The organism is Christiangramia gaetbulicola (genome assembly GCF_003054225.1).
GTDB classification, from domain to species: Bacteria; Bacteroidota; Bacteroidia; order Flavobacteriales; family Flavobacteriaceae; genus Christiangramia; species Christiangramia gaetbulicola.
On the sequence record NZ_QBKQ01000001.1, the window covers coordinates 734,341 to 759,677 of the forward strand.

Annotated in this window: 28 protein-coding genes; 6 read left to right on the forward strand and 22 right to left on the reverse strand. The window is 39.5% G+C overall.

All coding sequences use genetic code 11. The features are described from left to right. The first annotated feature begins 31 nt into the window (after positions 1 to 31). On the forward strand, positions 32 to 1,099 hold the full coding sequence (locus C8P64_RS03310; protein WP_245889650.1) for a glycoside hydrolase family 113: 1,068 nt from the start codon (positions 32 to 34) through the stop codon (positions 1,097 to 1,099). Here C8P64_RS03310 and C8P64_RS03315 read toward each other — a convergent pair. From C8P64_RS03315 to C8P64_RS03355, 9 genes are all read right to left on the reverse strand, one after another. Next, positions 1,089 to 1,775: a TIGR04283 family arsenosugar biosynthesis glycosyltransferase gene (locus C8P64_RS03315; protein ID WP_108170622.1), complete on the reverse strand. Its 687-nt coding sequence runs from the start codon at positions 1,773 to 1,775 to the stop codon at positions 1,089 to 1,091. The two genes, C8P64_RS03310 and C8P64_RS03315, sit on opposite strands and share 11 nt — an antisense overlap. 8 nt (positions 1,776 to 1,783) lie before the next feature. After that, complete coding sequence (locus C8P64_RS03320) at positions 1,784 to 2,575, reverse strand: DUF547 domain-containing protein (protein WP_108170623.1); 792 nt, start codon at positions 2,573 to 2,575, stop codon at positions 1,784 to 1,786. Between the two features lie 225 nt (positions 2,576 to 2,800). After that, positions 2,801 to 3,769, reverse strand: a complete 969-nt coding sequence (gene arsM, locus C8P64_RS03325; RefSeq protein ID WP_108170624.1) for an arsenosugar biosynthesis arsenite methyltransferase ArsM — start codon at positions 3,767 to 3,769, stop codon at positions 2,801 to 2,803. After that, on the reverse strand, positions 3,769 to 4,581 hold the full coding sequence (locus C8P64_RS03330; RefSeq protein WP_108170625.1) for a purine-nucleoside phosphorylase: 813 nt from the start codon (positions 4,579 to 4,581) through the stop codon (positions 3,769 to 3,771). The genes arsM and C8P64_RS03330 overlap by 1 nt, the downstream gene beginning before the upstream one ends. After that, on the reverse strand, positions 4,565 to 5,185 hold the full coding sequence (locus tag C8P64_RS03335; protein WP_108170626.1) for a TIGR04282 family arsenosugar biosynthesis glycosyltransferase: 621 nt from the start codon (positions 5,183 to 5,185) through the stop codon (positions 4,565 to 4,567). The genes C8P64_RS03330 and C8P64_RS03335 overlap by 17 nt, the downstream gene beginning before the upstream one ends. After that, complete coding sequence (locus C8P64_RS03340; protein WP_108170627.1) at positions 5,186 to 5,680, reverse strand: rhodanese-like domain-containing protein; 495 nt, start codon at positions 5,678 to 5,680, stop codon at positions 5,186 to 5,188. Positions 5,681 to 5,690: 10 nt separating this feature from the next. Further along, positions 5,691 to 6,746, reverse strand: a complete 1,056-nt coding sequence (gene arsS, locus C8P64_RS03345; protein WP_108170628.1) for an arsenosugar biosynthesis radical SAM (seleno)protein ArsS — start codon at positions 6,744 to 6,746, stop codon at positions 5,691 to 5,693. Positions 6,747 to 6,794: 48 nt separating this feature from the next. Further along, positions 6,795 to 7,130, reverse strand: a complete 336-nt coding sequence (locus C8P64_RS03350) for an arsenosugar biosynthesis-associated peroxidase-like protein (protein ID WP_072554126.1) — start codon at positions 7,128 to 7,130, stop codon at positions 6,795 to 6,797. A gap of 60 nt (positions 7,131 to 7,190) precedes the next feature. After that, entirely contained in the window at positions 7,191 to 7,373 is a 183-nt protein-coding gene (locus C8P64_RS03355) for a hypothetical protein (RefSeq protein WP_108170629.1), read from the reverse strand. A gap of 274 nt (positions 7,374 to 7,647) precedes the next feature. Between C8P64_RS03355 and C8P64_RS03360 the strand changes: the two genes are divergently transcribed. After that, positions 7,648 to 8,694 (forward strand): helix-turn-helix domain-containing protein, encoded by a 1,047-nt coding sequence (locus C8P64_RS03360; protein ID WP_108170630.1) that lies wholly within the window; start codon positions 7,648 to 7,650, stop codon positions 8,692 to 8,694. 117 nt (positions 8,695 to 8,811) lie between these two features. Further along, positions 8,812 to 9,270 (forward strand): SRPBCC domain-containing protein, encoded by a 459-nt coding sequence (locus C8P64_RS03365; RefSeq protein ID WP_108170631.1) that lies wholly within the window; start codon positions 8,812 to 8,814, stop codon positions 9,268 to 9,270. 103 nt (positions 9,271 to 9,373) lie between these two features. Here C8P64_RS03365 and groL read toward each other — a convergent pair whose 3' ends face one another. From groL to miaB, 7 genes are all read right to left on the reverse strand, one after another. Beyond that, a complete protein-coding gene (gene groL, locus C8P64_RS03370) occupies positions 9,374 to 11,011 on the reverse strand; it encodes a chaperonin GroEL (protein WP_108170632.1) in 1,638 nt (545 codons plus the stop codon). Positions 11,012 to 11,122: 111 nt separating this feature from the next. Next, positions 11,123 to 11,398: a co-chaperone GroES gene (locus C8P64_RS03375; RefSeq protein WP_108170633.1), complete on the reverse strand. Its 276-nt coding sequence runs from the start codon at positions 11,396 to 11,398 to the stop codon at positions 11,123 to 11,125. A gap of 152 nt (positions 11,399 to 11,550) precedes the next feature. Continuing rightward, complete coding sequence (gene secG / locus C8P64_RS03380; protein WP_108170634.1) at positions 11,551 to 11,895, reverse strand: preprotein translocase subunit SecG; 345 nt, start codon at positions 11,893 to 11,895, stop codon at positions 11,551 to 11,553. 2 nt (positions 11,896 to 11,897) lie between these two features. Beyond that, the gene (locus C8P64_RS03385; RefSeq protein ID WP_108170635.1) at positions 11,898 to 12,779 is read right to left on the reverse strand and encodes a hypothetical protein; all 882 of its coding nucleotides are present in this window, start codon (positions 12,777 to 12,779) and stop codon (positions 11,898 to 11,900) included. Next, complete coding sequence (locus tag C8P64_RS03390) at positions 12,779 to 13,282, reverse strand: LptE family protein (RefSeq protein WP_108170636.1); 504 nt, start codon at positions 13,280 to 13,282, stop codon at positions 12,779 to 12,781. The genes C8P64_RS03385 and C8P64_RS03390 overlap by 1 nt, the downstream gene beginning before the upstream one ends. A gap of 103 nt (positions 13,283 to 13,385) precedes the next feature. After that, positions 13,386 to 14,651: a sigma-54 interaction domain-containing protein gene (locus tag C8P64_RS03395; protein ID WP_108170637.1), complete on the reverse strand. Its 1,266-nt coding sequence runs from the start codon at positions 14,649 to 14,651 to the stop codon at positions 13,386 to 13,388. A gap of 33 nt (positions 14,652 to 14,684) precedes the next feature. After that, positions 14,685 to 16,130, reverse strand: coding sequence for a tRNA (N6-isopentenyl adenosine(37)-C2)-methylthiotransferase MiaB (gene miaB / locus C8P64_RS03400; protein WP_108170638.1), 1,446 nt, complete (start codon positions 16,128 to 16,130; stop codon positions 14,685 to 14,687). A gap of 144 nt (positions 16,131 to 16,274) precedes the next feature. Here miaB and C8P64_RS03405 point away from each other — a divergent pair, with 144 nt between their 5' ends. After that, positions 16,275 to 17,507 (forward strand): LVIVD repeat-containing protein, encoded by a 1,233-nt coding sequence (locus C8P64_RS03405; RefSeq protein ID WP_108170639.1) that lies wholly within the window; start codon positions 16,275 to 16,277, stop codon positions 17,505 to 17,507. 57 nt (positions 17,508 to 17,564) lie between these two features. Here C8P64_RS03405 and C8P64_RS03410 read toward each other — a convergent pair whose 3' ends face one another. The 4 genes from C8P64_RS03410 to C8P64_RS03425 all read right to left on the reverse strand — a co-directional run bounded on the left by C8P64_RS03410 (position 17,565) and on the right by C8P64_RS03425 (position 19,334). Continuing rightward, positions 17,565 to 17,861, reverse strand: coding sequence for a TIGR03643 family protein (locus tag C8P64_RS03410; RefSeq protein WP_108170640.1), 297 nt, complete (start codon positions 17,859 to 17,861; stop codon positions 17,565 to 17,567). A gap of 99 nt (positions 17,862 to 17,960) precedes the next feature. After that, on the reverse strand, positions 17,961 to 18,221 hold the full coding sequence (gene rpmA, locus C8P64_RS03415) for a 50S ribosomal protein L27 (protein ID WP_108170641.1): 261 nt from the start codon (positions 18,219 to 18,221) through the stop codon (positions 17,961 to 17,963). Between the two features lie 26 nt (positions 18,222 to 18,247). After that, positions 18,248 to 18,754 (reverse strand): 50S ribosomal protein L21, encoded by a 507-nt coding sequence (gene rplU / locus C8P64_RS03420; RefSeq protein WP_108170642.1) that lies wholly within the window; start codon positions 18,752 to 18,754, stop codon positions 18,248 to 18,250. A 115-nt stretch (positions 18,755 to 18,869) separates the two neighbouring features. Next, positions 18,870 to 19,334, reverse strand: coding sequence for a DUF4199 domain-containing protein (locus tag C8P64_RS03425; RefSeq protein WP_108170643.1), 465 nt, complete (start codon positions 19,332 to 19,334; stop codon positions 18,870 to 18,872). 172 nt (positions 19,335 to 19,506) lie between these two features. Between C8P64_RS03425 and C8P64_RS03430 the strand changes: the two genes are divergently transcribed. Continuing rightward, complete coding sequence (locus tag C8P64_RS03430) at positions 19,507 to 20,832, forward strand: M16 family metallopeptidase (RefSeq protein WP_108171263.1); 1,326 nt, start codon at positions 19,507 to 19,509, stop codon at positions 20,830 to 20,832. A gap of 17 nt (positions 20,833 to 20,849) precedes the next feature. Beyond that, complete coding sequence (locus tag C8P64_RS03435; RefSeq protein ID WP_108170644.1) at positions 20,850 to 22,913, forward strand: M16 family metallopeptidase; 2,064 nt, start codon at positions 20,850 to 20,852, stop codon at positions 22,911 to 22,913. Positions 22,914 to 22,960: 47 nt separating this feature from the next. On the opposite strand, the gene C8P64_RS03440 is transcribed toward C8P64_RS03435, so the two are convergent. Then, positions 22,961 to 23,866, reverse strand: a complete 906-nt coding sequence (locus tag C8P64_RS03440) for a DMT family transporter (protein WP_170106633.1) — start codon at positions 23,864 to 23,866, stop codon at positions 22,961 to 22,963. A 159-nt stretch (positions 23,867 to 24,025) separates the two neighbouring features. Then, positions 24,026 to 25,336, reverse strand: a complete 1,311-nt coding sequence (locus C8P64_RS03445; RefSeq protein WP_245889651.1) for a RagB/SusD family nutrient uptake outer membrane protein — start codon at positions 25,334 to 25,336, stop codon at positions 24,026 to 24,028. Position 25,337 lies beyond the last annotated feature (1 nt).

The window sequence follows — 25,337 nt, forward strand, 5'->3', positions numbered from 1 at the left end:
CTTGAAGTAAAGTACGCTGAAAATAGCCAAAATGCCAAGCATATCAGGCATTTTATACCGAAAACAAATGTTTGTCAAAACTCAATATCTGCTAGCCCGAACGATCGTTTTAATGATCGCCGCTTTGATATTGTCCTGCCAGGCAGAGATTCCTTCCAGGAAATTGAACGGTATAAGCCTGGTAGCTTCCAGGGACAGTCTTACCACCCAGCAAATTGAATCTCTAATTGCGGTAAACGCAAATTCTGTTGCCCTTATGCCTTTTGGGTTTTTAAGAGATACGGAGGATCCCGAACTCTATTTCAACCTGGAAAGACAATGGTTTGGGGAAAGGACCGAAGGTATAGAACAGGCCATTTTATTATTAAAGAAAAAAGACCTGAAAATCATGGTAAAACCCCAGATCTGGATAAGAGGAGGAGAATTTACCGGTGACCTGGAATTCAATTCAGAGGCCGACTGGAAAAAGTTTGAAAGATCTTACAGGGAATTCATATTGTTATATGCTAGGATCGCCGAAAAACATAAGGTGGAATTATTTTGTGTCGGAACTGAATTATTCAATTTCGTAATGTCCAGACCTGAGTTCTGGGAGAGTCTAATTGCTGAAGTTCGAATGGAGTTTAAGGGAAAGATCGTTTATGCCGAGAACTGGGATAAGGTTGATAAAACTAACATATGGAGAGATCTGGATTATATTGGAGCAGACGCCTATTTCCCGCTGCATGATGCTGCCTCACCAAATAAAGATGAGATAAAAGATGGCTGGCAAAAGCATAAATCCATGCTTAAAGAGCTTTCATCTGAGTATCATAAACCTGTGCTTTTCACTGAATATGGCTATAGAAATATTGACCACTCTTTGAGAGAGCCATGGAATTCAGAAAGAAATATTTCTTCCATAAATCACAACCTGCAGGCAAAAGCACTGGAAAGTATCTATGAAGAATTCTGGGTCGAAAACTGGTTTGCGGGAGGTTTTCTCTGGAAATGGCACCAGCATGAAAATTCCGGCGGACTGGAAAATGACAGGTTCACTCCTCAGAACAAACCGGCGGAAAATACGGTTAAGGAATATTATGAAAAATTCAGGAACTGATCCTTTTGTAGTAGTGACTGTAGAGTTCTTCGGCTGAAGCTCCGAGTCTACGCTTCCAGTAGATCTCCACAAATAATCTCTGCGTATTCCAGACACCTAAACGGTTGTAGAGTCTGGCAGAAGTGGTGATCCAGCTTTTGATTACCGTGAAATTCCCAGTTTCATAAAGTCTGCCTATAAACTCATTATCTTCATAAACGATATAAGATTCATCAAAACCTTGCAATCTCTCGAACAACTCCCGCTCTACAAATAAGGACTGGTCCCCGCCGCGGCAGGAAATATGGTTGATCCTGGTGAAATGCCCCATTAAATTAAGCCACCAGTGATCCTTATCGAACTTCATCTGGAAACAACCGGCCTTTTTCCCGTTTTCAACCTCAGCCACAATGAGCGCATCAAAATTTTCAGGAGGTAGGCTATCGGCATGTAGAAAGTAAAATATATCAGCTTTCGCTAGTATCGCTCCGTTATTCATCTGAATAGCGCGGCCTTTTTCAGAAGGAACATAAAATACCTTTGGATGATCTTTTGCGATTTCAGGAGTCCGGTCTGTACTTCCGCCATCAACCACAATTATTTCGGAAATAAATCCAGATGAAGATGCTTCCAGGTGCTTTAGCAGCACCGGAAGCTGAGCCTCTTCATTATAAACCGGAATAATAATGCTGATCATGTACCGAACTATTTTGCCTCATTCAAATTCCAGTTATACTCCTTGTAAGAGATCGATGCTCCGGAATTTATTTTGGTATCAGAATACTGATTTATATAATCTATGACCGACCCATTTTCTTTAAAGTCCTTCTCATACCAGTCGAATATTGAAGATAATTTAGCTGAATTTGCAGAGATCTCATTCTTATCTGAATAGATAAACTCCCAGGTCACTCTTTCTAATTGTTCTTCAATCTTATCGGCAGTATATGCTTCGTTAAGTAATTTCGGACAGGAGATAGAAGCGCAATTAATCGCGAAATGTATCCTGGGCTCATTCATTTTTCTTAGAATACTATTCTCGATTCCTCCAAGGGAAATTTTAGTATCACCAACTTTCACAAATTCTGAAGTCCATGGACTGTCTATATCCTTAATGCTCTTTACCGGATAATTTCTTAGAATAAGATCAACCGTATAGGCATTATAAAGATTGATATAATAAGCCAGAAGTTCATTGGTACCCCAATCTACACTTGGCTGCTGGGAAGACAGCATTTTTAAATATTTATCCAGCTCGGTACGGTCATTTTTAAGGCCCTTATAATTTACCATCCCATTTGGCTTCACATGCTTTTTAAGCAATTTGTTCCAGGTACTGTGATCTAAAACCGGACCTATATCCTGAGATGTCTGGATGGAAGCATCGGGAACAGGCAGGCCTTTACTATTAAGCCCGGCACTGGATATGAGATTACAGGAGGCGAACATACATGCGCCGGAGATCAATATTGCAAAACTCAAAATGAACTTTTTCATAAGTTGAAAGTTATCTTATTGTCGTCACCCTGAATTTATTTCAGGGTCTCAAGTTATTTAGCTGATTTTAGTCTAATAAGATTCTGAAACTCCCGAATCCTCGGGACAGAATGACGCTTTATATTAAATTATGATCTCTAACAGATTGAAAAATCATTTATGCTAATTTGTAATTTGCATATCTTGATTGGCAATTAGATTCCCAACTCATAATTATATCTGATATCAACAACAACCTCCACCATCATAATGGAAAGTAGATTCACTGATGAATATATCATCTCTACCTAAAGAAGCTAAGGCTCCGGCAGTCTTATCACAGATCGCCAAAGGCTGATTCTTTAATAAAATATGCCCCTTTCCATCATCAAAATGATCCTGATCTCCATAATAGATCGCGGCCTTTCCGGTAAAGATACATGGACCGTCTTCCGGCATTGGATCTTTGATCGCAGCGACCTCAATAGACTCAATATAAATGAGTTCATGGGTCGGGTAATTTTTAGGATCAAGAATTCTATAGGGCTTCCTGGCCCTAATCTCGATGGTTCCAAAACCAACATCGGTTAAAGCTTTTACATAATCCTTGATAGAAAGGCTTCCGCTAAGACATAGTGCACGCAGTCTTTCGTCATTCCTCAATTCCTCGTTCATTTCCTGTTCACAGGTAGGATCGCTCATCACCAATCTACCATGAGGCTTTAACACGCGGTACATTTCCTTTAATGCTTTGGTAAGCTCTTCCGTTTTGAAAATATTGAAAAGACAGTTCTGGGCAGCTACATCTATGGAATTATCCTCTACGGGAAGATCTGTCGCATCTCCTTTTTTAAGGTCAACGAACTCAGATTTGAACCATGGATTCAATTCTTCAGCCTCTTTAAAATTCTTTCGGGAAGCTTCCAGCATTTCGTCCACAACATCTACCCCTACAACTCCGGATTTTTGTCTCGAAAAATAAGCGAATTGCAAGAGTTCCATACCTCCTCCAACTCCTACATAAAGTGTTTTAGGATTGTTGGTAAGATCACGCGCATGAACGGTTGTACCACAACCATAGTTCATTTCCTGCATGATCCTCGGGATCTTAAGACCTGGTAATTCCCAGATAGGATTGGTGGTGCAGCATAAGCCAACATCAGGTGTAAGCGCCGCTTCCCTATAAACATCCTTTGTAGTTTCTAAATAGCTCATTATATCTTCTGTAATAATTCTTTAAATAATTTTACCATATCTGGTTCTGCTTTTGCCGCATTGGCCAGAATCTCCTGTATATCTATCTTTTCAAGATTATCTGGATCTCCCTGGTCTGTGATCACCGAAATAGCCGAAGCCGGAATACCTAAATGATTAGCCACGATAATTTCTGGTACTGTGCTCATTCCAACAGCATCGGCCCCGATTATTTTTAAATACCGGTATTCTGCCCTTGTTTCCAGCTGAGGACCCAGCACTGCTGCATATACTCCTTTATGTAAAGTAATATTATTCTTTTTTGCAGCTTCCTCAAAAATGGAATTCATATCAGCATCATAAGGTTCGCTCATATCCACAAAGCGCTCGCCCATCTTATCTACCCCATGGAATGCGAGTGGAGAACCTCCCTGTAAATTGATGTGATCATCTATAAGCATCAATTCACCCTTTTTCATATCCAGGTTTATTGCACCAGAAGCATTTGAAACCAGCAATCTTTTCATGCCCAAACGCTTCATCACCCTAACCGGGAAAGTAACATCAAAGAGGCTGTAACCTTCATACACATGAAACCTTCCCTGCATGATGATCACTTTTTTTCCTTCTAAAGTACCGTAGATCAATTTTCCTTTATGGAACTCTACGGTAGCTGTTGGGAAATACGGAATGTGATTGTAACTGGCAATCACTTCTATGGCTACGTCATCGAGAAGTTTCCCTAGACCCGTACCTAGAATGATGCCAACCTGAGGTTCTTCAAAGCCTTTAGATCTTAAATAATCTACGGCCTCATTAATTCTGTCTGTCATATTTTAAAAATTTCTTGAACGCCGGATGATCTTCAATATCATCCAGCACATCTATATCGTTTTGAATAGGCAGGTGTTTTACCCTGCTGTTTTTTATATCCTTCAAAGTATCTGCAAATACACTGGAAGTACTCCATGATTTATTCCTGAAAACCTCAGTATTCAATTTATTCATGCCCAGTAAATAGTAACCACCATCCTCGGCTGGACCTATTACGTAATCATTATCACTTAAAGCTGAAAATGCCTCTGCAATATCGCTTGTTTTCAGTTCGAAAAGATCGCTACCTATAATGACGATTTTTTCATAGCCTTCTTCAAATCCTTTTCTGAAAGCATTTTCCATCCTTATGCCCAGATCATCTCCATACTGGAGTCTTTTGGTGAAATCTCCCTGATCCCAAAGATCATGATCTGGAATTTCTTCAGAATAATGTACCTGTTTGGTAGTCTTCAACGGAGAGGTAATGTTAAAGGAATGCTCTAAAAGGAATTTATAAATCTCCAGGGCATTCTCATCTCCAATATCCTTTGCCAGTCTGGTCTTAACCTTACCTGCAACAGGGTTTTTGGTAAATATGATCAACAGGTTTTGCTTGCTCACTTAATAGATTTTTTCGCCATTTTTAAGCCATTTGGCCCATTGTTTTGAATAGGCATGAACTTTTTCTGTAGGTTCCCCTTCCTTATCTACTACCGGGAAACCTGTATTTTTCCATTCGAATATCCCGCCAAATAAATTCTGAACATTTTCAAAACCGGCCTTTTTCAATTTTTCTCCAATCTGTTCAGACCTTATACCCAAGGAACAATACACGATAATATTTTTATCCTTAGAAATATTTGGCAACCTGTACAGGTCGAAATCATCATAGCCTACCAGGAGAGCATCTTCAATATGACTTACTTCAAATTCTTCAGCACTTCTAGTGTCCAGCAAGATTACTTCATCCTTCAGCTGTTTCATTCTTAGCTGTTCAACCGAAATATAAGAAACACTTCCGGTATTATATTTTTTCAGCAATTCTTCCACAGAATCCTGCGCACTCACCGGAACGAGTGTAAAAAACAATAAAATAGGAAAAAGCAGATTCTTCATTATCTTCAGTTTAAGCCACACTTCCCTGGCAACTACTACCCGCACCGGCGGTACAACCATAACAATGCTGGGAAATAATGATTTCCCGATCGTTCAACAGGTCTTCGTTGTATTCGCTGATATGCTTCACCTTGCTATTCACTTTCAGATCGAGCATCTGGTTAAAATCACAATCATACAACCATCCATCCCAGCTTATGGAAATAGTGTTTGTACACATCACATTTTCAACCGCAGCCGGATTATAGGCATCCACCAGGGCATACATATAATCTTCATAATTTTCTGAAGCTATCAAATACTCTAAAAATCGACTGATAGGTAAATTGGTGATCGAAAATAGGTTATCAAAATCTATATTGAAATCTTCTTTCAAAGCCACTTTAAAATCCTTTTCCATGGCCTGCTGGTTTGTTGGTAAAAATGCCCCCGAAGGATTGTAGACAAGATCGAGTTTAAGACCGGTTCCTTCCTGTGCATAGCCCACGTCATTCAGCATGTGCAGGGCTTTGATAGATTTATCGAAAACTCCGCTTCCCCGCTGTTTATCGGTTTTTTCACGTTTATAAAATGGCAGGGATGAAACAACATGAACATTATGCTTTTTAAAGAATTCAGGCAGATCATGATATTTCTTATTTGCCAGGATAATGGTAAGATTGGAACGCACGATAAAGTCCTTTATTCCGGCCCTGGAAGCCTCCTCTACGAACCATCTGAAATTAGGATTCATCTCTGGCGCACCACCGGTTAGATCCAGGGTATGAGCTCCAGTCGTCTTTATAACCTCCAGGCACTGCTTCATCGTCTCTACCGTCATGATCTCCTTCCTATCTGGACCTGCATCCACATGGCAATGTGAGCAAACCTGGTTACACATATAACCAAGGTTTAGCTGTAATATTTCAAGTTTCTTAGGTTTGAGAGGAAAATTCCCGGTTTCAGATATTTTCTCTTTAAAGGTGGGTAATTCCCCTTTTTTAAAAATTCCGTTACCAAGAAATTCGAGTTGATTATAAGGACTTGAAAGATCGTCCTTTCGTGCTTTCAGAGATTTGATAGACATAAAGAAAATTTCGTGCTTGTAGAGTTAGTTCAGATTTTCTGAAAGAACTTACATACTCAGCTTTTTGTACTTATTCATCATTTGAACACCGTGTACCAAGGTAGCGCCACTTTCAATGGCTGCTCCGGCATGAACCGCCTCCATCATTTCTTCCTTGGTGATGCCACGCTGCAGCCCGTCCTTGGTATAGGCATCGATACAATAGGGACACTTCACCACGTGGGAAACCGCAAGGGCAATGAGCGATTTTTCGCGGGCAGAAAGTGCTCCTTCTTCAAACACCTTCCCGTAATAATCAAAAAATTTAGTACCAAGTTCCTCACTCCATTCTGTTATCTCTCCGAATTTTCTCAAATCGGCCGGATCATAATAATTTTTGGACATAATTAAAGTTTTATGCTATTGGGCATTTATAAAATTTACGAAAATTCAAGCAGTATAGTTTTATAAGTTTACTACACCAGTAATCGCAAGAATGATAAGTAAAAAAACCAGAATTATGAGTATAACAATCCATAATTTCGATCTCGAATTACGAGTTCTGGTTTCTGTAGACTGGTTTACACCATGTCCAGATTTTTTATGATCTGTAGGAACCGGTGAAGACCGGTCTTTATCTGCTTCCATAAGCTGTTTTTGTTGAAATTACCTTCAAAAAAGTGCATCTAAAAAGATTTAACAAAAGTTTTTAATTCAGCTTAGACCTCGAAATACCTGTAAACCAGCCAAAATAAAATCCATCCTAACGTTTTTCGCATTACCATTAGTTCAAAAAATGATATATTATGTTTGAATTCTTAATTTTTTCACACAAATTATAATTTTACCCCCGCTATATTTATAATTTTTTACTTAAAAAACGCTTAAATTTAAAAAAGCGCGAAATGTACCAGACTTACGAATGAGAATTGACGTTAAAACCCTACCGGTAAATGAAATCCTGCAGGATCTTGCCGAAACTTTAAAAGCTGAATTAAAAAATAATAGCGGCGAACTTACCCTGGAAATCCCGGATGAAATCGGCGATGGATATATAAGGGGGGTTAGTTTTGATTCCGGAATGGGCATCATTACTTATAATTGTAAGTTCTATGAAGATGTAGAGATACACTTTTCTCTTAATACCGTGCATCCGCTTAAGTTCATTTTCTGCTCTGAAGGTAGTGTTGGTCATAGGTTTCAGAAAGACAAGAAACTGCACGAGATAGATACCTATCAAAATATCGTGGTAAGCAGTAATGGATATGAGGGACATATTTTATACTTCAAAAAAGACGAACGCACCCATGTTTCCAGCCTGGAGATCATTAGATCTGTTTTTGCACATAGATCTAATTATGACTTTAAAGACCTGGACCCAACCCTTAAGGAGCTTTTTAAAGATGCAGTTTCTGAAAAGCAGTTCTTCTACCAGGGTAATTACAGTATCAAGGCAGCCGATCTTATGGATGATATCAACGCCAAAGATTACACCGGCTTCCTTCGAAATCTTTTCCTTGAAGGCAAGGCGTTTGAAATGCTGGTGATACAGATCGCCCAGTATGAAGATGATGAGAATGGGGAAAACCTACCTAAGATCCTTAGAAAATCTGATATCGAAAAGGTGGATTATGTGGCTAAAAGGATACAGGGAGATCTTAGCACTAACCTTACCGTAGAATCCCTGGCTAAGGAAGCAGGAACTAATGTAAATAAGCTTCAGGAAGGCTTTAAATACATATATAATCTTACGGTTAATAAATACATGCAGCATGTGAAGCTGGAAGCGGCTAAAGAAATGCTTAATCTTTCAGAAAAGAATATATCAGAGATCGTAACAGCTATTGGTTTAAATAACCGTAGCTATTTCTCCAAAATCTTTAAAGAGAAGTATGGGGTGAGTCCTAAATATTTCTTGAGATCCAGCAAGTCTTCTAAAAATGAAGAGGTACAGGAAGAACAGGATTAAGATCCTTCTATTCTTTCAAGGATAAGATCTTCTGAAACCTTGCCAGGTAGAACCGGCAATATTTAGACTTTATATTTAATATTCCGATATTGGGTTCATGAATTAATTCTGAAAAAGATGAAACAACTGGAAATACACGCGGCCTTACAAATTGCCAAACCGAGTAAGGATGTTTTTGAAGCCATCGTAGATCCCGAAAAAATGGCCCATTATTTCATTTCTGAAAGTACCGGCCCATTAGAAGAAGGCAAAACGGTGCAATGGAAATTTCCGGAATTCGATATGAGATTTCCGGTTACCGGGAAAAAGATCAACAAACCAGAACTTATCAGCTTCGAATGGGAAGGTGCACCGGGAAAAACACTTTCCGTAGAAATAAAGCTGGAATCGACCTCAGCAGATAAAACCCTGGTGAAGATCATAGAAGGAAAAATGGAAAATAACGAAGAAGGCCTTCAGTGGTTCGGCAGAAATTCAGGCGGATGGGCTAATTTCCTGGCCTGTATGAAGGCATACCTGGAATTCGGGATCAACCTGCGCAAAGGAGGATTTGATTTTATGACGAAACCAGAATAATAGGATCTTAAATAAGTTCAAATAAAAAACCCGCCTCTAGAAGAAGCGGGTTTTTTTATTGAATAAAGTTCAACGTTTAAAATCTAACGTCTAACTTTTATTTTTACATCATTCCTGGCATTCCGCCTCCCATACCTTGTGGCATTCCACCACCGGCATTATCTTCTGGGATATCGATCAATGCACACTCAGTAGTAAGGATCATTCCGGCAACAGAAGCAGCATTTTCAAGCGCTACTCTGGTTACTTTCTTAGGATCTATAATACCAGCCTTCATCATATCTACATATGTATCGGTCTTAGCATCATATCCAAAGTCCTTCTTACCTTCAAGTACCTTGTTAATCACAACAGAACCTTCACCACCTGCATTCTCCACAATAGTTCTAAGAGGAGATTCGATAGCTCTGGAAACGATCTGTACTCCGGTTGCTTCATCAGCATTTTCAGTCTTGATCTTGCTTAGTACAGCCTGAGCTCTAACTAGAGCAACACCACCACCGGCAACGATTCCTTCTTCTACAGCCGCTCTGGTTGCGTGAAGGGCATCATCTACGCGGTCTTTCTTCTCTTTCATTTCAACTTCTGAAGCTGCACCTACATAAAGTACGGCAACACCACCAGCTAATTTAGCCAGACGCTCCTGAAGCTTCTCTTTATCATAATCTGAAGTAGTAGACTCGATCTGAGCTTTGATCTGGTTTACTCTGTTTTCGATATCGCTATTATTACCAGCACCATTTACGATAGTAGTATTATCCTTATCGATAGCTACTTTCTCTGCAGTACCTAACATATCGATAGTCGCATTCTCTAAAGTAAATCCTCTTTCTTCAGAAATTACAGTACCTCCGGTCAAGATAGCGATGTCTTCAAGCATTGCTTTTCTACGGTCACCGAAACCTGGAGCCTTAACAGCTGCGATCTTCAATGATCCACGAAGTTTGTTCACAACAAGAGTAGCAAGAGCTTCTCCGTCTACATCTTCCGCAATGATCAATAATGGTTTTCCAGACTGAGCTACTGGCTCAAGTACAGGAAGCAAGTCTTTCATAGAAGATATCTTCTTATCAAAAAGAAGGATATATGGATCTTCAAGATCTGCAGTCATTTTTTCTGAATTGGTCACGAAGTAAGGAGAAAGGTATCCTCTGTCGAATTGCATACCTTCAACCACGTCTACGTGAGTTTCAGTTCCTTTAGCTTCTTCTACGGTGATCACACCCTCTTTCCCTACTTTATCAAAAGCCTGAGCGATAAGATCACCAATTTTATCATCATTGTTTGCAGAAATAGATGCTACCTGCTTGATCTTTTCAGAAGAATCACCAACCTCTTTTGTTTGCTTGGCCAGATCTGCTGTAAGAGCTTCTACAGCCTTGTCTATACCTCTTTTAAGATCCATTGGGTTTGCACCCGCTGCAACGTTTTTAAGACCTTCTTTTACGATAGCCTGGGCAAGAACGGTAGCGGTAGTTGTACCATCACCTGCAAGATCATTGGTTTTAGAAGCTACTTCCTTAACCATTTGTGCTCCCATGTTCTCAAGAGCATCTTCAAGTTCGATCTCTTTTGCAACAGTAACACCATCTTTGGTTACGGTTGGTGCACCAAATGACTTACTAATGATCACGTTACGACCTTTTGGTCCTAAAGTCACCTTTACAGCATTGGCCAATGCATCTACTCCACGTTTGATCCCGTTACGGGCCTGGATGTCAAATTTTATATCTTTTGCCATTTTTATAAATTTTAATTTTCGAGAGTTATCAAAACCCTGAAAAAATGTGGTTAATTAATTTTATGATAAGTTGATCTCCTGCGGGTGCAGGAAACTTTTATTGCAGTGAGATTATACTATTGCAAGTATATCGTCTTCGCGCATGATCAAATAGTCTGTACCTTCAAGCTTAAGCTCTGTACCGGCATATTTACCATACAACACCATATCACCTTCTTTAACGGTCATCTTATGATCCTTGGTTCCGGCACCAACAGCTACTACCTTCCCTTTTTGAGGTTTTTCCTTGGCAGTTTCAGGAATAATAATACCAGATGCAGTTTTGTTCTCTGCAGCAACAGGTTCAATAACAACCCTGTCTGAAAGTGGTTTAATGTTTAGTCCCATTTTTTAGAAATTTTATTATAGGTTAATTAATTTTTTAATTGTGGTTAGGGATATTTCTAAAATTATGCCACTAGCTGATTTCTGCCAATACCAAATAAAAAATGCCAGCTTGTCATAAGCTGGCATTTTCAAATTATAATATTGTGTGAAATTTACTGCGCGCTGTCAGTTTGCGCCGGTTGTTGCGCCGGAGTCTGAGTTGCAGGAACTTCTGTATTTACAGGTTCATCGCTTTCAAAAACTCCACTTGCAGCATCTGCAGGAGCGTCCATAATAGTTACGTTAGAAAGCAGGATCAATACCAATAATAATGTAGCAAGGGTCCAGGTACTTTTATCAAGAAAATCTGTTGTTTTCTTAACACCTCCCATTTGCTGGCCTCCGCCTCCAAAAGATGAAGAAAGTCCTCCTCCTTTAGGGTTCTGTACCATGATCACAACTACCAGCAAAAATGCTACGATAATTATTAAAGCTAAAAAAATAGTGAATGTACTCATTCTTATTCGTTATTAGTGTCTTGTAATTTCTCGATTGCCCGAATTTGGTCTGCAAAGAAACCACTTTTTTCGGGATTTTTCAAAATTAATATTTTATATGCCTGTATGGCTTTTTTATAATTTTTTTGTTCCAGGTAAACCTTGGCTAAAGTCTCTGTCATCAAGGATTCTGGTGCAGTTGAGCTTTGCTCGGCCAGGTTTGCTTTATTAAAAGTTTTCCCCGGTTTGATCTTGGGGTTTTTGGAAATGAATTCCTCGATAAGCTCAAATTTGCGCAAGCGACTTTCATCGGTCTCTTCCTCCTTTTTATTTTCTTCTCTTTCAATTGGCTGAGCCTTGGTAAGCTTTAACCATTCTGAAAATGAATGAGACTCTTTACCATCAAATTCCAGTGGTTTTCCAATGCCGAGTTTTTCTTCGGAAGACTCCTTAACCGGTTCTTCTTCTGGTTGCTCTTCAACTTCAGGCTTCACCGGCCTTTCAAATAAAGCAGGATCCATAACCAGTTCAGATTCAGATTGCTTCATCTTGATAGCCTCGTTAATATCGATGCTACGCTTACCATGTACCTCTTCAGGCTCATATACCACAATCTGCTTCAATCTTTCTTCCTGATCCCTTATCTGTTTCGCGATCTGGTTTTGATTGAATTCTAAAGAGGTGATAAATTCGAAAAGAATGCTTCGGTCTGTAGTATAGGCCGCAGTTTTTTTAAGCGCATCATTATAACTGAATTCCTGGTGCTCTTTTAAACCTTTCAGCCTTATGGCCCGTAACGCCTGGAAATAGGGAGCCTTAGCGAGCTCCTTTTCTATCTCACGGGTTTGTTCTGAAGTGATCTCCCCCGGGTTCTCTAAAAGATATGTAAGCGTTTTTACATCCATTACCAGTCGGTTAATGCCGCATTGAAAATATCCTGGGTCAATCTCGTATAGATCTCATCCAGTGCCGTTTCCAGGTTTGCGCCTATAAGCTGTGTTTGCGCAGGATAATCATAATAGAAAGAAAATCTTCTTTCGAAATCCTTCTCGGGGTCCAGCGTATTATAATACCTCACATTCACTGAGATCGTTAGCCTGTTCTGTGCCGCCGTATTCTGTGCGGTAGCAGACATTGGTGAAATATAGTATTCTGTGATCTCCCCTTCAAATATCAGGTCCCCATTGGTATTGGCAAGGTTCAAACTCGTCTGATTCTGAATAAGGTCCTGCAGCGAGATCGTAAATGCCCGGTCTATTCCCGGCTCCACAAGGTCTGCATTATTTTGAAAGAAGTTCACCTGAAAGGATTCCGCTTCCCCGGTATCTGCACCGGTGAAGGAATAAATTCCGCAAGATTGCAATGTTAAGAGCAGACTGGAGCAAAAAATAAAAAATAGTTTCTTCATATGTTTTTAGCTGTAAGCTTTAAGCTATAAGGACTAAGCCAAAAAGAACCAAAATACTGAATTTGAACTTAATTGCTTAACGCTTAAGGCTGAATGCTTATTACTACAAATTATATTGTTTGATCTTACGGTAAAGTGTACGTTCGCTTATCCCAAGTTCTTCAGCCGCAGCCTTGCGTTTCCCGCCGTGGCGCTCTAAAGATTTTTTGATAAGCTCAAGCTCCTTATCCTGCAAAGAAAGGGTTTCCTCCTCTTCAATTTCTTCAGCAAAATAATATTTATCCTTCTCTTCCTGATTTGAAGCTGAATTATTTTTTTGAGGGATCTGCAGCACGTTCAATTCATCATCGTCTATATCTGCCTCATCGATATCGTCCCCGCTATTCCCGTAGATCTTCTGGATCAATCCTTCATTATCATCCTGAACCTGTTTGCTATCGCCTTCCTGCATTAATTTCAGGGTTAGCTTTTTCAGATCGTTCAGGTCACTTTTCATATCAAAAAGCACTTTATAAAGGATCTCTCTTTCATTGCTGAAGTCACCTTCCTGCTTCTTTTCTGAAATCACTGCCGGCAAATTGCTGCCTACATCGGGAAGATAATGACGAAGATCTTCAGCGGTAATGACCCTGTTCTGTTCAAGTACCGAAATTTGTTCCGCGATATTTCTAAGCTGACGGATGTTACCTCCCCATCTGTATTTCAGCAATAATTTTACCGCCTCATCTTCTAATTTAATAGTTGGCATTTTATATTTCAACCCGAAATCTGAGGCGAATTTCCTGAACAATAAATGAATATCATCCTTTCTCTCGCGTAGCGGTGGTAAATTAATTTCCACCGTGCTCAATCTATAATAAAGGTCTTCGCGGAACTTTTCTTTCTTGATAGATTCGAACATATTGATGTTGGTAGCCGCCACGATCCTCACATTGGTCTTTTGAACCTTGGAAGAACCTACCTTAATAAATTCACCGTTCTCAAGAACCCTTAATAATCTTACCTGGGTAGGTAAAGGCAGTTCACCAACCTCATCTAAGAATATAGTTCCGCCATCGGCAACCTCGAAATAACCATTCCTGGTTTGGGTAGCCCCGGTAAATGCTCCTTTTTCATGACCAAAAAGTTCACTATCTATAGTTCCTTCAGGGATCGCACCACAGTTCACAGCGATATACTTCCCGTGCTTTCTGTGCGATAAGGCGTGGATGATCTTAGGAATACTCTCCTTACCAACTCCACTCTCCCCGGTTACCAACACAGAAATATCTGTTGGCGCAACCTGGATAGCTTTTTCCACGGCACGATTAAGTTTAGGGTCATCCCCAATAATTCCAAAACGTTGTTTAATTGCCTGAACTGACTCCATATATCTTAGATCCTGCTGAATTCAGGATATTTTTTAGTTATTATCACTATATCCTACCGGCTCCCCAATTAGAGTAGCACTAGTACAATCATTGATTTTCACATTCACAAAATCACCAACCTTATAGTTCTCTTTTTCGAAAACAACCACGGTGTTCTGAGAATTCCTTCCACTCCAGTGAGCCGCAGATTTTTTAGATTCCTTTTCTATCAAAACTTCTACCGTCTTACCCAAAAATCTTTCGGTTCTAAGTTTACTGTGCTTTTGCTGAAGATCTACGATCTCCTGTAGCCTTCTTTTCTTAACCTCATGTGGCACATCATCTTCGAACTTACGCTCGGCCATGGTTCCAGGTCTTTCAGAATAAGCGAACATATAACCGAAATCATATTGCACATACTCCATTAAAGAAAGCGTATCTTGGTGATCTTCCTCGGTCTCTGTAGGGAATCCGGTAATAAGATCGTGAGAGATCCCACAATCTGGGATCATCTTTTTAATGTTATCTATAAGGGTGAAGTATTCTTCGCGGGTATGCAGACGATTCATCTTTTTAAGGATCCTGTCGCTTCCACTTTGCACCGGTAAATGAATATAATTACAAATATTCCTGTATTCTGCCATGGCTTCTATCACATCCAGGGTCATATCCTGTGGATTGGAAGTAGAGAAACGAATTCTCATTTTAGGCTGAGCTTCAGCAACAAGTTTTAAAAGTCCGGCAAAATTAGTCGCCGTTACTTTCTGAATTTCTGTAGCGTTCTTGAAATCTTTTTTCAGTCCGCCGCCATACCATAAATATGAATCCACATTTTGCCCTAATAGGGTAATTTCCTTATATCCTTTTGCAGCCAGGTCGTTCACCTCTTCAACAATACTTTGAGGATCACGGCTTCTTTCCCTTCCGCGGGTAAAAGGAACTACGCAAAAAGTACACATATTGTCACAACCACGGGTAATGGAAACAAATGCCGAAACTCCATTGGTTTGAAGTCTTACCGGAGAAATATCTCCATAAGTCTCCTCCTTGCTTAGAATAACGTTAATGGCATCCCTTCCGGCCTCAACCTCGTTTATGAGATTTGGAAGGTCTTTGTAAGCATCTGGACCAACCACAAGGTCTACGATCTTTTCCTCATCAAGGAACTTACTTTTAAGGCGCTCTGCCATACAGCCAAGAACCCCTACTTTCATTCCCGGGTTGATCCTTTTAACTGCGTTATATTTTTCCAAACGTTTACGTACCGTTTGTTCTGCTTTTTCTCTAATAGAACAGGTATTCACCAAGACCAGATCTGCTTCCTCCAATTTCTGGGTAGTATTAAACCCTTCTTTAGATAAAATTGAAGCTACGATCTCACTGTCGCTAAAGTTCATCGCACAGCCATAACTTTCAATAAAAAGTTTACGGCTATTCTCTGCCTTAGGCTCCATTACCAAAGAGTTTCCCTGCTTTTTTTCGTCTATTGTCTTCTCCATAAATCTTTAATAACCTGTCGGTTTTTAGAATCGCAAAGATAGGACTAAACACAGTTCTGACAAAGTGACAGAAAAAAATTTAATAAATATAAACGCAACCTTTTTACTTCCCCTGCATCTAAGGGATAACCAACTGATATAACAATGAAAAGAATATTATCACTCGCATCCATTTTAATGTTCTTAATATTTGTTTCCTGTAGTGAGGAAACAGATGAAGATCTTGTATCTATTGCAGTACCTATCACCCAGAGTATTGCCGATTTCCGGGCATCTGTAAAGATCGAGCAACCAAGAAACATCAAAGAATCAGGCAAAATATATTCCTGGAACGACTACATTTTCATCAATGATAAAAACGAAGGTGTTCATATCATCGATAACACCGACCCCTACAGTCCAGTTAAAGTTAAATTCCTGTATATCCCCCGCAATATGGATATCGCAATAAAGGATTTCAAGCTATATGCCGACAGCGGAATGGACCTCGTGGTTTTCGACATTAGTGACATGAACAACATTAGAGAAACGACGAGGATCAAAGATGTATTTCCTGCCTATATAGAAACTGTACCCGATGGCGCATTCTATGTTGATTTCGAGAACTTCAATCCAGAGGAGGAAGTAATCGTAGGGTATCATATGGAAAAAAGAAAGATAGAACAGACCCCGATCGAACTTGGCTGGATGGAAACAGCGAGCAATTTCGCAAGTGACGGGGGCAGCACCGGTCAGGGTGGTAGTATGGCCAGGTTCAGTATCAAAGAAAATTATCTTTATGTCGCAGATCAAGAATCCTTATCTGTATTCGACATTTCCAACGCAGCCGATCCCAACCGAATTAGCTCTGAGTATGCGGGATGGCGTATAGAGACCATATTTAATTATGAGGATCATCTATATCTTGGCAGCGCTACGGGAATGTTCATTTACAGTATCGAGGATCCTGCATCACCTCACTATGTTTCATTTTTACAACACGTGCTGGGCTGTGACCCGGTGGTAGTAAAGGATGATTTCGCCTATGTAACCATTCGTGGCGGTAACGAATGCGAGCAAAATTTTAATCAACTGGATATTGTAGACATTTCAGATAAACAGAATCCGGTAATTTCGAATTCCTATGAAATGAATAATCCATATGGTCTTGGGATCAAAGATGACTGGTTATTCGTATGTGACGGTGACGCTGGTTTAAAGGTCTTCGATATAAAAAACACCCCCAACCTTGAACAGGTTGATCATTTCAGCAACATTAACACCTATGATGTCATCCCCCTGGATGATAAACTGCTCATGGTTGGGGACAATATGCTGTACCAGTACTCTTATAAAGGTAAGGAGGTTAATTTAATAAGCAGTTTTGCATTAAATTGATTTTCCCTTTTTGTTTGGTTTTTCTGAAAATCCCCGCGTTTAAGCGGGGATTTTCTTTTAATATTTCTTCTTAGAGATTCTATTACCTGTAATAGCACGCTGTGCATCACTTTTAAATCTCTTTACCTCATCACTTCTTAGTTTCTCGTGCTTGGTGCTTCTCCCCTGCACCCTGGCTCTCCATTTTCTCCAGTTACGAGGGTGCATCTGTTCACGCATGAATTTGATGACCTGCTTCTCAGACAGTCCAAATTGATATTCTATAGCTTCAAAGGTGGTTCTATCTTCCCAGGCCATAGCAATGATCCTGTCTATCTGTCTTTCATCAAATTCAAATTCTTCAGCTATTTTCATTTTGTTTAATTTTTACACAATATAATTAAACATTTTTAATTAGAAGAATAAAAAAACCCTTTCCGAAGAAAGGGTTCTAATATTAAGATTCTGTTTTAATTAAGCTTCGAAAGGCTCAATAGAAACATAAGATTTATCATCTTTCTTTTTCGTGAATTTTACAATACCGTCGATTTTGGCATGTAAAGTATGGTCTTTCCCTGCATATACATTGTCACCTGGACGATGAGCAGTACCTCTTTGTCTTACGATAATATTTCCTGCAACGGCAGCCTGTCCACCAAAAATCTTCACACCTAAGCGTTTCGATTCTGACTCTCTACCGTTCTTGGAACTACCAACTCCTTTTTTGTGTGCCATTTTATTTCGTTTTTAGTAGTTTAAATTTAGCTTAATGCAGCAATTAATTCTGCTTTCTTCATAGAAGAGTATCCTTCAACACCTTTTTCTTTAGCCATTTCTCTAAGCTCTACAACTGTATGCTGGCTAAGGTCATCTGACTTTTTATCAGACTTGGATTCCTTCTTAGATTCTTCTTTTTTAGGCTCTTCTTTCTTAGCAGAAGTAGCTTTCTTTCCACCTTTAAGGTCTATACCTTCAATAAGAATTTCAGTTAAGGCTTGTCTGTGACCGTTCTTTACACGGTAACCTTTACGTCTTTTCTTTTTGAAAACGATAACTTTATCACCTTTAAGGTGACGGTTGATCTTTGCTCCAACAAGAGCTCCATCTATAGCCGGGGCGCCAACGGTTACGTTATCTCCATCTGCAGTAAGAAGTACTTTATCGAAAGAAACTTTGTCTCCTTCTTCTCCTGCTAGACGGTTTACATAAACCTTCTGGTCTTTTGCAACTTTAAATTGCTGCCCTGCTATCTCTACAATTGCGTACATAGCGTATAATTAGTTATTTAAATACATAAAATTTAACTCACGTTTTCACGCAAGCGGGTGCAAATATAATTCTAATTAATTAATTGACAAAGGTTTTTTGTTTTTTCGGGCGGTATTACAAGGTGTGCTTGCTAGCTTCTTTGGTGTTCCATGATTGCTTGAACAATTGCATGTAAGCCAGGGTAAGCACTAAACTGGTGGCGAATCCCATAACAGCCACCACAAAAAGCACGATACCAATACTGGTATTATAATCCTTGATCCAAACGGTGATTAGTTCATCAAGAAATCCTGGATTAAACTCGGTAGAATAAAGCCCAAAGAAGATCGTAAAGATTATTGTCGCATTGAATCCTGTTAGCAGGCTGGCCATAAAACCTTTCTGAAACTTGAACTTATTGCCCTTCTTGTCTCTGTAATTTTTGATCGCTGCATACATACCAACACCCATAATCACTCCGTTGAATAAACTGAATATCGGATACTTATGCGCTCCAAAGATCGAGAGTATTAAAAAGTAAGCAATTAATCCGGCCGCAATAGCCACTCCATATTTTATTGGAATACTGAATTTATCCATAGCATTTAGAAATTTTTCCTAGTAAATTTCCAAAAAATGAAACGGTTTTTGCCTTAATAGCATGTTAATTTTAACACATTTCGCACATTTCTTCTATTTAACATCTGTTCGTGTAACTTTTCAGACTTAAACGTTACCAATTGTGGTAACTGAAAAAAAAACCACTTTAAAAATGATCAACAAGTTAAAACTGTTATCCTGTTTCTTCTTCGCTGGAGTAGCAGGATTTGCTCAGGAAGTTGAATTCACTGAGTATGAATTAGAAAATGGCCTTGATGTGATCTTACATCAGGATAATACCGCCCCGGTAGTAACTGTTGGGGTTATGTATCATGTTGGCGCAAAAGATGAAGAAGAAGGAAGATCTGGATTCGCACATTTCTTTGAGCATCTTTTGTTCGAAGGAACAGAAAATATTGAGCGAGGCAAATGGTTCGACATCGTTGCTGCCAATGGAGGAAGCAATAACGCCAATACCACCCAGGACAGAACTTACTATTACGAAACTTTCCCATCTAACAATCTTGAACTTGGACTTTGGATGGAGTCTGAAAGAATGCTGCACCCGGTAATTAACGAGATTGGTGTAGAAACTCAGAATGAAGTTGTAAAGGAAGAAAAGCGTTCAAGAATCGATAACGCTCCTTACGGAAAGATCATCTATGCTACAGGGATCAATAAGTATGTATTCGACAAGCATCCTTATAAGAACTCTGTAATTGGAACTATGGAAGATCTTGATGCAGCAGAGCTAGATGAATTCAAAGCCTTCTTTAAAAAGTACTATGGTGCAAGCAATGCAACTTTGGTTGTAGCTGGAGACATCGATGTTGCCAAGACCAAAAAAATGATCAAGGATTATTTTAGCGAGATCCCGGCAGGTACAGAAGTAGAAAGAGTAGACATCAAAGAGGAGCCTATCACAGAAACGATCACGGCTACAGAATATGATAGTAATATTCAAATACCGGCGAAATTATTTGTGTACAGAACTCCTTCTATGAAATCCAGAGACGCTTATGTTCTGGACATGATCTCTTCTATACTTACAGATGGTAAGAGCTCTAGAATGTACAAGAAAATGGTAGACGAAGAAAAGACCGCTTTACAGGTACTGGCCTTCCCTAGAACCCAGGAAGATTATGGTACTTACGTAATGGGCGCATTAGCGCTTGGTGAAACTCCTTTAGACACCCTTGCAAAATCAATGGACGAAGAGATCGACAAATTACAAAATGAGCTTATTTCTGAAAAAGAATACCAGAAGCTTCAGAACAAATTTGAGAACCGCTTTGTGAATTCCAACAGCAGTATACAGGGAATCGCTTCTTCGCTTGCTACCTATAGCGTTTTATACGGAGATACAGATCTAATCAACGAAGAGATCGATATCTACAGAAATATCACCAGAGAAGATATTAAGAGAGTAGCGAATGAATATTTGCAGGAAGACCAGAGACTGGAATTAGACTATCTACCTGAAAGTGCCAAGGAATAAACTAAAAAATTAGAAGAATGAAATTTAACATACTTACTTTATTTATTGCCTGTTTTTTGACCACAGCGTCATTTGCACAGGTAGACCGTTCTAAGCAACCAGAACCGGGACCTGCCCCAAAGATCAATTTGGGCAAACCAGATGAATTTACCCTGAACAACGGGTTAAAAGTACTGGTAGTAGAAAACCATAAATTACCAAGAGTTTCTGCTTCCCTTATCATCGACAATGTTCCGCATGCTGAAGAAAAACCGGCAACTTCTGCCCTTGTTTCTTCTTTACTAGGAACTGGAACCCAGAATATTTCTAAAGACAAATACAATGAAGAAATAGATTTTCTTGGAGCGAACATCAGCTTTGGATCAGAGAGCGTTTATGCAAGCTCTTTATCTAAATTCTTTCCCCGTGTAATGGAGTTAATGGCTGAAGGTGCCTTAAGACCTAAGTTTACCCAGGAAGAATTCGAAGCTGAAAAAACAAAGCAGATCGAAGGTCTTAAATCTATCAACAAAGATGTAGGATCTATCGCAAGTCGTGTGAGTGCAGCGCTTGCTTATGGTGCAAATCACCCTTATGGTGAATTTGCTACGGTAGAAAATACCGAAAAAGTTACTTTAGACGACGTTAAGAAATTCTACAATAATTACTTCAAGCCGGCAAACGCTTACCTTGTAGTTGTAGGAGATGTAAAGACTTCTGAAGTTAAGAAACTAGCTGAAAAGAACTTTGGAAGCTGGGCTAAAGGAGCTCCTGTAACTAAAGAACTACCTAAGGTTACAAACGTAGATGAAACTCAGATCAATTTGGTAGATATGCCAAACGCGGTACAGAGTGAGTTAAGAATCCAGAACACCATAGATCTTAAAATGGCTGATGAGGATTACTTCCCTGTACTTGTTGCTAACCAGATCCTGGGAGGAAGTTTTGGAAGTTACCTTAACATGAATCTTAGAGAAGATAAAGGATATACTTATGGTGCCAGAACAAGTACCGGTGCAGATAAATATGCTTCAAGATTCGTAGCTCAGGCCAGCGTAAGAAATGCGGTTACAGATAGCGCGATTGTAGAATCTTTAAAAGAGATCAACAGGATCAAAACCGAATTGGTTGACCCTGAAGTACTGGAAAATGCTAAAAGCAAATTCGCTGGAGATTTCGTTTTGAGACTGGAAAATCCTTCTACGATCTCTAACTATGCATTGAATGTAAAGACCAACGATCTTTCAGAAGATTTTTATGAAACCTTCCTTGAGAAGATTAACGCGGTTACTCCAGAAGACATCAAACGTGTTGCTAACAAATATTATCAAACAGATAATATGAGAATTGTAGTAGCAGGTAAAGCTTCAGATATTCTTCCTAATCTTGAGAATGTAAAATTCAACGGAAAAACAATTCCGGTGAAATACTACAATAAACTTGGAGAGGAAGTTGAAAAACCACAAGCTAAAGAAGTTGACGCTTCAATAACCGTAGAAAAAGTTTACGAAAATTATATTGAAGCTGTTGGTGGACGTGATGCTGTTGAAGATGTAGAAAGTGTAGTTATGAAAGCTGAAGCTAGTATACAAGGAATGGCTCTAAACCTTACCTTAAAGAGAACAATGGAAGGTAAGCTAAATCAAGAAGTTTCTGTAGCTGGTAACGTAATGAGCAAACAGATTTTTGATGGTGAAGCTGGATTTGTAATGGCGCAGGGGCAAAAGATCCCTTACAACGAAGACCAAATCAAAACTGCTAAAATAGATGCTAATCCATTCCCGGAACTACAGGTTGGAGACGCAACTTTAGAAGGAATTGAAACTGTTGAAGGTAAAGATGCTTATGTTGTTGCACTAAGCGACAACTATAAAGCTTATTACAACGTGGAAAGTGGTTTGAAAATGCAAACTGTACAAACTGTATCGCAGGCTGGGCAAACAATGTCTATCCCTACAGGATATAGCGATTACCAGGAAGTAGAAGGAGTTAAATTTCCATTTAAAATGACTCAGGCTGCAGGCCCACAAACATTCGAATTCAAGGTTTCTGAGATCCTTGTGAATGAAGGTGTTTCTGAAGAAGATTTCGCAACTGAATAATTCTTTTGAACCTATAAATATAAAAGCCCCGTTTATCGGGGCTTTTTTTATGTCGCCTGTTTCCTGTACCTGGAAATGATATCCTTGGAGCGGTTCACTATAAATACTCCTATTAGGATGACCAGGGCAGAGACAAGTTGCCAGAAGCTAAAGACCTCTCCATCCATTATTCCCCATCCCAGCGCAACCACAGGAATCGTATAGGTTACTGAAGTAGTAAAGACCGGGTCTGAGATCTGCACCAGTTTATTGAAAATGATCATCGCTACTCCGGTACCAATAATACCCAGTATCGCCACGTAAATGATAGACAACTCTAATTCTGAAGAGTAGATCGGAAGCTCAAAGAAGCCGGTAGAATAAAGCAAAATTAGCGCTGGAATTAGCAAAACAGAAAAATTACCTGCCGCGATCCCTAACGGAGAAATATCACTCATACGGGTTTTAAGAATATTCACATTCATTGCATAACAAGCTGCAGCCATGATCACCAGAAGCGAATACATATAATTCTGATCTGGGTTAATACTTGCCCCGCTTAAAATTAAACCGGCAGTTCCTAAAAGACCCACAACCACTCCGGTGATCTTATTCTGACTGAACACAGCCCGGAAGAACAAAGCACCGAATATAAGTGTAAGCAAAGGCGTAGTCGCGTTAAGTATAGAAGCTATGGCGCTATCTATTTCTGTTTCGGCATAAGCAAAAAGATATACCGGAAAGAAAGAGCCCAGAAAGCCGGACAGGATGATCCATTTCCATTGTCTCAAGCTAAGCCGACTTATACTTTTAAACCCAACCAAGATCAGGAACAAGGCTGCGAAAATGATCCTGAAAGATCCTACCTGCATAGCCGTTAAGCCGATAAGTGCTTTTTTAATGAGAATAAAAGAACTTCCCCAGACTACGGAAAGTATAATAAGATATATCCATTTCAGATTTTTCAATGGCAGGGATTTTTGATTTAAGATTGCGAAGATATATTTTAAGATGGTTTCCCAACCAATAATCTTTTTACACTTTTTATCGAAAGCGCAAGGCTACCACAATTTATCTCCAACAAAAAGCCCCAACATTTGTCGGGGCTTTTATCAATTTATTTAATTATTATTTTAGTTCAATTGCTCGGTAAATGGAGTTGGAAAAGCATCGATGATATTATCACCTGTGCGATCTAACGGAACATTCTCAGAGTTGAGCATATCCAGTCTTCTAAGATCGATCCAACGATGACCTTCAGCCAGTAAAGAATATCTTCTTTGTCTTAGAACTTCTTCAAGCAAACTGTCTGAATCGGTAGCTCCAGAATAATCAGATAACCCAGCAGCATTTCTAACAATATTGATAGCTTCAACAGTTTCATCGTTATCTATTCCAATATTGGCTTCAGCATAGATAAGGATCAGCTCTTCGTTTCTAATCAAATATACCGGGTCCACATTGCTTTCATATACCGTGATCTGGTATTGTGCAGATAGGCCATCTGTTAATACTACTTCTTCCAGCATTATGGATTTTTCCTCAACTCTTAAGTCACCAGGAGCTGCATCTGCGATCCAGGATGGATGAACCATAAATTCCTGACCAGACTGATTAGGCACGTGGTATTGCGCATTAAGGATATCGTTACCCGTTAATCCAAAAACGTGAGCAGGTCCTTCATAAAGATCCCCGTCAAGATCTAGAAAAGAATCTTCTAATAGAGAAAGAACCATTTGGTCATTCCCCTGATATAAAGCCACACGAGCAGCTATAGCTCTGTTGAACTCACTAAAACTTGATGCGGTATCAAATCCATCAAAACCTGAACTTAAACTTACAAAGTCTTCAGTTCCATTCGCAAGATCTGCATTGGCTTCATCAAGAAGGCTCATAATAGCGGTAAGAGCTTCGTCGTAACCAACATTCGGCCCTAGGTTATCAGGGTCGGCCACGTCTATTCTAATTCCATTATCATACTGGCGGTTCGCCACCATCAACAATGCATATGCTTTAAGAGTCTTAGCGTAACCATAGTAATCGCTCTTTTGAGCATCACTAAATCCGGCCACAGAATTCTCCACGGCTTCAATAAGAATATTAGCCGATTTCACAACCTTATACCACGCGGCATACGAACGAGTGGTTAAAAACCCATTATTATCCAGAGGCCCCTTCAGCAGTTCTCCGGTATATCGAGGATCTACACTTGTAAGGTCATAATATTCCCTACCTAAGATACTCACGGTGTCGTAATGAAACTCCAGGTCGCTACGCATAATAGCCTCCAGACCAGTAGCCAGCAGCATAATATCTCCAGCACTAGCTCCTTCTGCAAAACTACTTACGGTAGGTGCATTTGGATTTTCGATATCTTCTAATTCGCACCCCGGGAAGAGTATTAACGCAAACATGAAGATGAATGTTATTGATAATTTTTTCATG

Excerpts from the sequence above, each read along its gene's own strand:
- C8P64_RS03310 (WP_245889650.1), top strand. The coding sequence starts at position 32 with ATGCCAAGCATATCAGGCATTTTATACCGAAAACAAATGTTTGTCAAA.
- C8P64_RS03315 (WP_108170622.1), bottom strand. The coding sequence starts at position 1,775 with ATGATCAGCATTATTATTCCGGTTTATAATGAAGAGGCTCAGCTTCCG.
- C8P64_RS03320 (WP_108170623.1), bottom strand. The coding sequence starts at position 2,575 with ATGAAAAAGTTCATTTTGAGTTTTGCAATATTGATCTCCGGCGCATGT.
- arsM (WP_108170624.1), bottom strand. The coding sequence starts at position 3,769 with ATGAGCTATTTAGAAACTACAAAGGATGTTTATAGGGAAGCGGCGCTT.
- C8P64_RS03330 (WP_108170625.1), bottom strand. The coding sequence starts at position 4,581 with ATGACAGACAGAATTAATGAGGCCGTAGATTATTTAAGATCTAAAGGC.
- C8P64_RS03340 (WP_108170627.1), bottom strand. The coding sequence starts at position 5,680 with ATGAAGAATCTGCTTTTTCCTATTTTATTGTTTTTTACACTCGTTCCG.
- arsS (WP_108170628.1), bottom strand. The coding sequence starts at position 6,746 with ATGTCTATCAAATCTCTGAAAGCACGAAAGGACGATCTTTCAAGTCCT.
- C8P64_RS03350 (WP_072554126.1), bottom strand. The coding sequence starts at position 7,130 with ATGTCCAAAAATTATTATGATCCGGCCGATTTGAGAAAATTCGGAGAG.
- C8P64_RS03355 (WP_108170629.1), bottom strand. The coding sequence starts at position 7,373 with ATGGAAGCAGATAAAGACCGGTCTTCACCGGTTCCTACAGATCATAAA.
- C8P64_RS03360 (WP_108170630.1), top strand. The coding sequence starts at position 7,648 with ATGAGAATTGACGTTAAAACCCTACCGGTAAATGAAATCCTGCAGGAT.
- C8P64_RS03365 (WP_108170631.1), top strand. The coding sequence starts at position 8,812 with ATGAAACAACTGGAAATACACGCGGCCTTACAAATTGCCAAACCGAGT.
- groL (WP_108170632.1), bottom strand. The coding sequence starts at position 11,011 with ATGGCAAAAGATATAAAATTTGACATCCAGGCCCGTAACGGGATCAAA.
- C8P64_RS03375 (WP_108170633.1), bottom strand. The coding sequence starts at position 11,398 with ATGGGACTAAACATTAAACCACTTTCAGACAGGGTTGTTATTGAACCT.
- secG (WP_108170634.1), bottom strand. The coding sequence starts at position 11,895 with ATGAGTACATTCACTATTTTTTTAGCTTTAATAATTATCGTAGCATTT.
- C8P64_RS03385 (WP_108170635.1), bottom strand. The coding sequence starts at position 12,779 with ATGGATGTAAAAACGCTTACATATCTTTTAGAGAACCCGGGGGAGATC.
- C8P64_RS03390 (WP_108170636.1), bottom strand. The coding sequence starts at position 13,282 with ATGAAGAAACTATTTTTTATTTTTTGCTCCAGTCTGCTCTTAACATTG.
- C8P64_RS03395 (WP_108170637.1), bottom strand. The coding sequence starts at position 14,651 with ATGGAGTCAGTTCAGGCAATTAAACAACGTTTTGGAATTATTGGGGAT.
- miaB (WP_108170638.1), bottom strand. The coding sequence starts at position 16,130 with ATGGAGAAGACAATAGACGAAAAAAAGCAGGGAAACTCTTTGGTAATG.
- C8P64_RS03405 (WP_108170639.1), top strand. The coding sequence starts at position 16,275 with ATGAAAAGAATATTATCACTCGCATCCATTTTAATGTTCTTAATATTT.
- C8P64_RS03410 (WP_108170640.1), bottom strand. The coding sequence starts at position 17,861 with ATGAAAATAGCTGAAGAATTTGAATTTGATGAAAGACAGATAGACAGG.
- rpmA (WP_108170641.1), bottom strand. The coding sequence starts at position 18,221 with ATGGCACACAAAAAAGGAGTTGGTAGTTCCAAGAACGGTAGAGAGTCA.
- rplU (WP_108170642.1), bottom strand. The coding sequence starts at position 18,754 with ATGTACGCAATTGTAGAGATAGCAGGGCAGCAATTTAAAGTTGCAAAA.
- C8P64_RS03425 (WP_108170643.1), bottom strand. The coding sequence starts at position 19,334 with ATGGATAAATTCAGTATTCCAATAAAATATGGAGTGGCTATTGCGGCC.
- C8P64_RS03430 (WP_108171263.1), top strand. The coding sequence starts at position 19,507 with ATGATCAACAAGTTAAAACTGTTATCCTGTTTCTTCTTCGCTGGAGTA.
- C8P64_RS03435 (WP_108170644.1), top strand. The coding sequence starts at position 20,850 with ATGAAATTTAACATACTTACTTTATTTATTGCCTGTTTTTTGACCACA.
- C8P64_RS03445 (WP_245889651.1), bottom strand. The coding sequence starts at position 25,336 with ATGAAAAAATTATCAATAACATTCATCTTCATGTTTGCGTTAATACTC.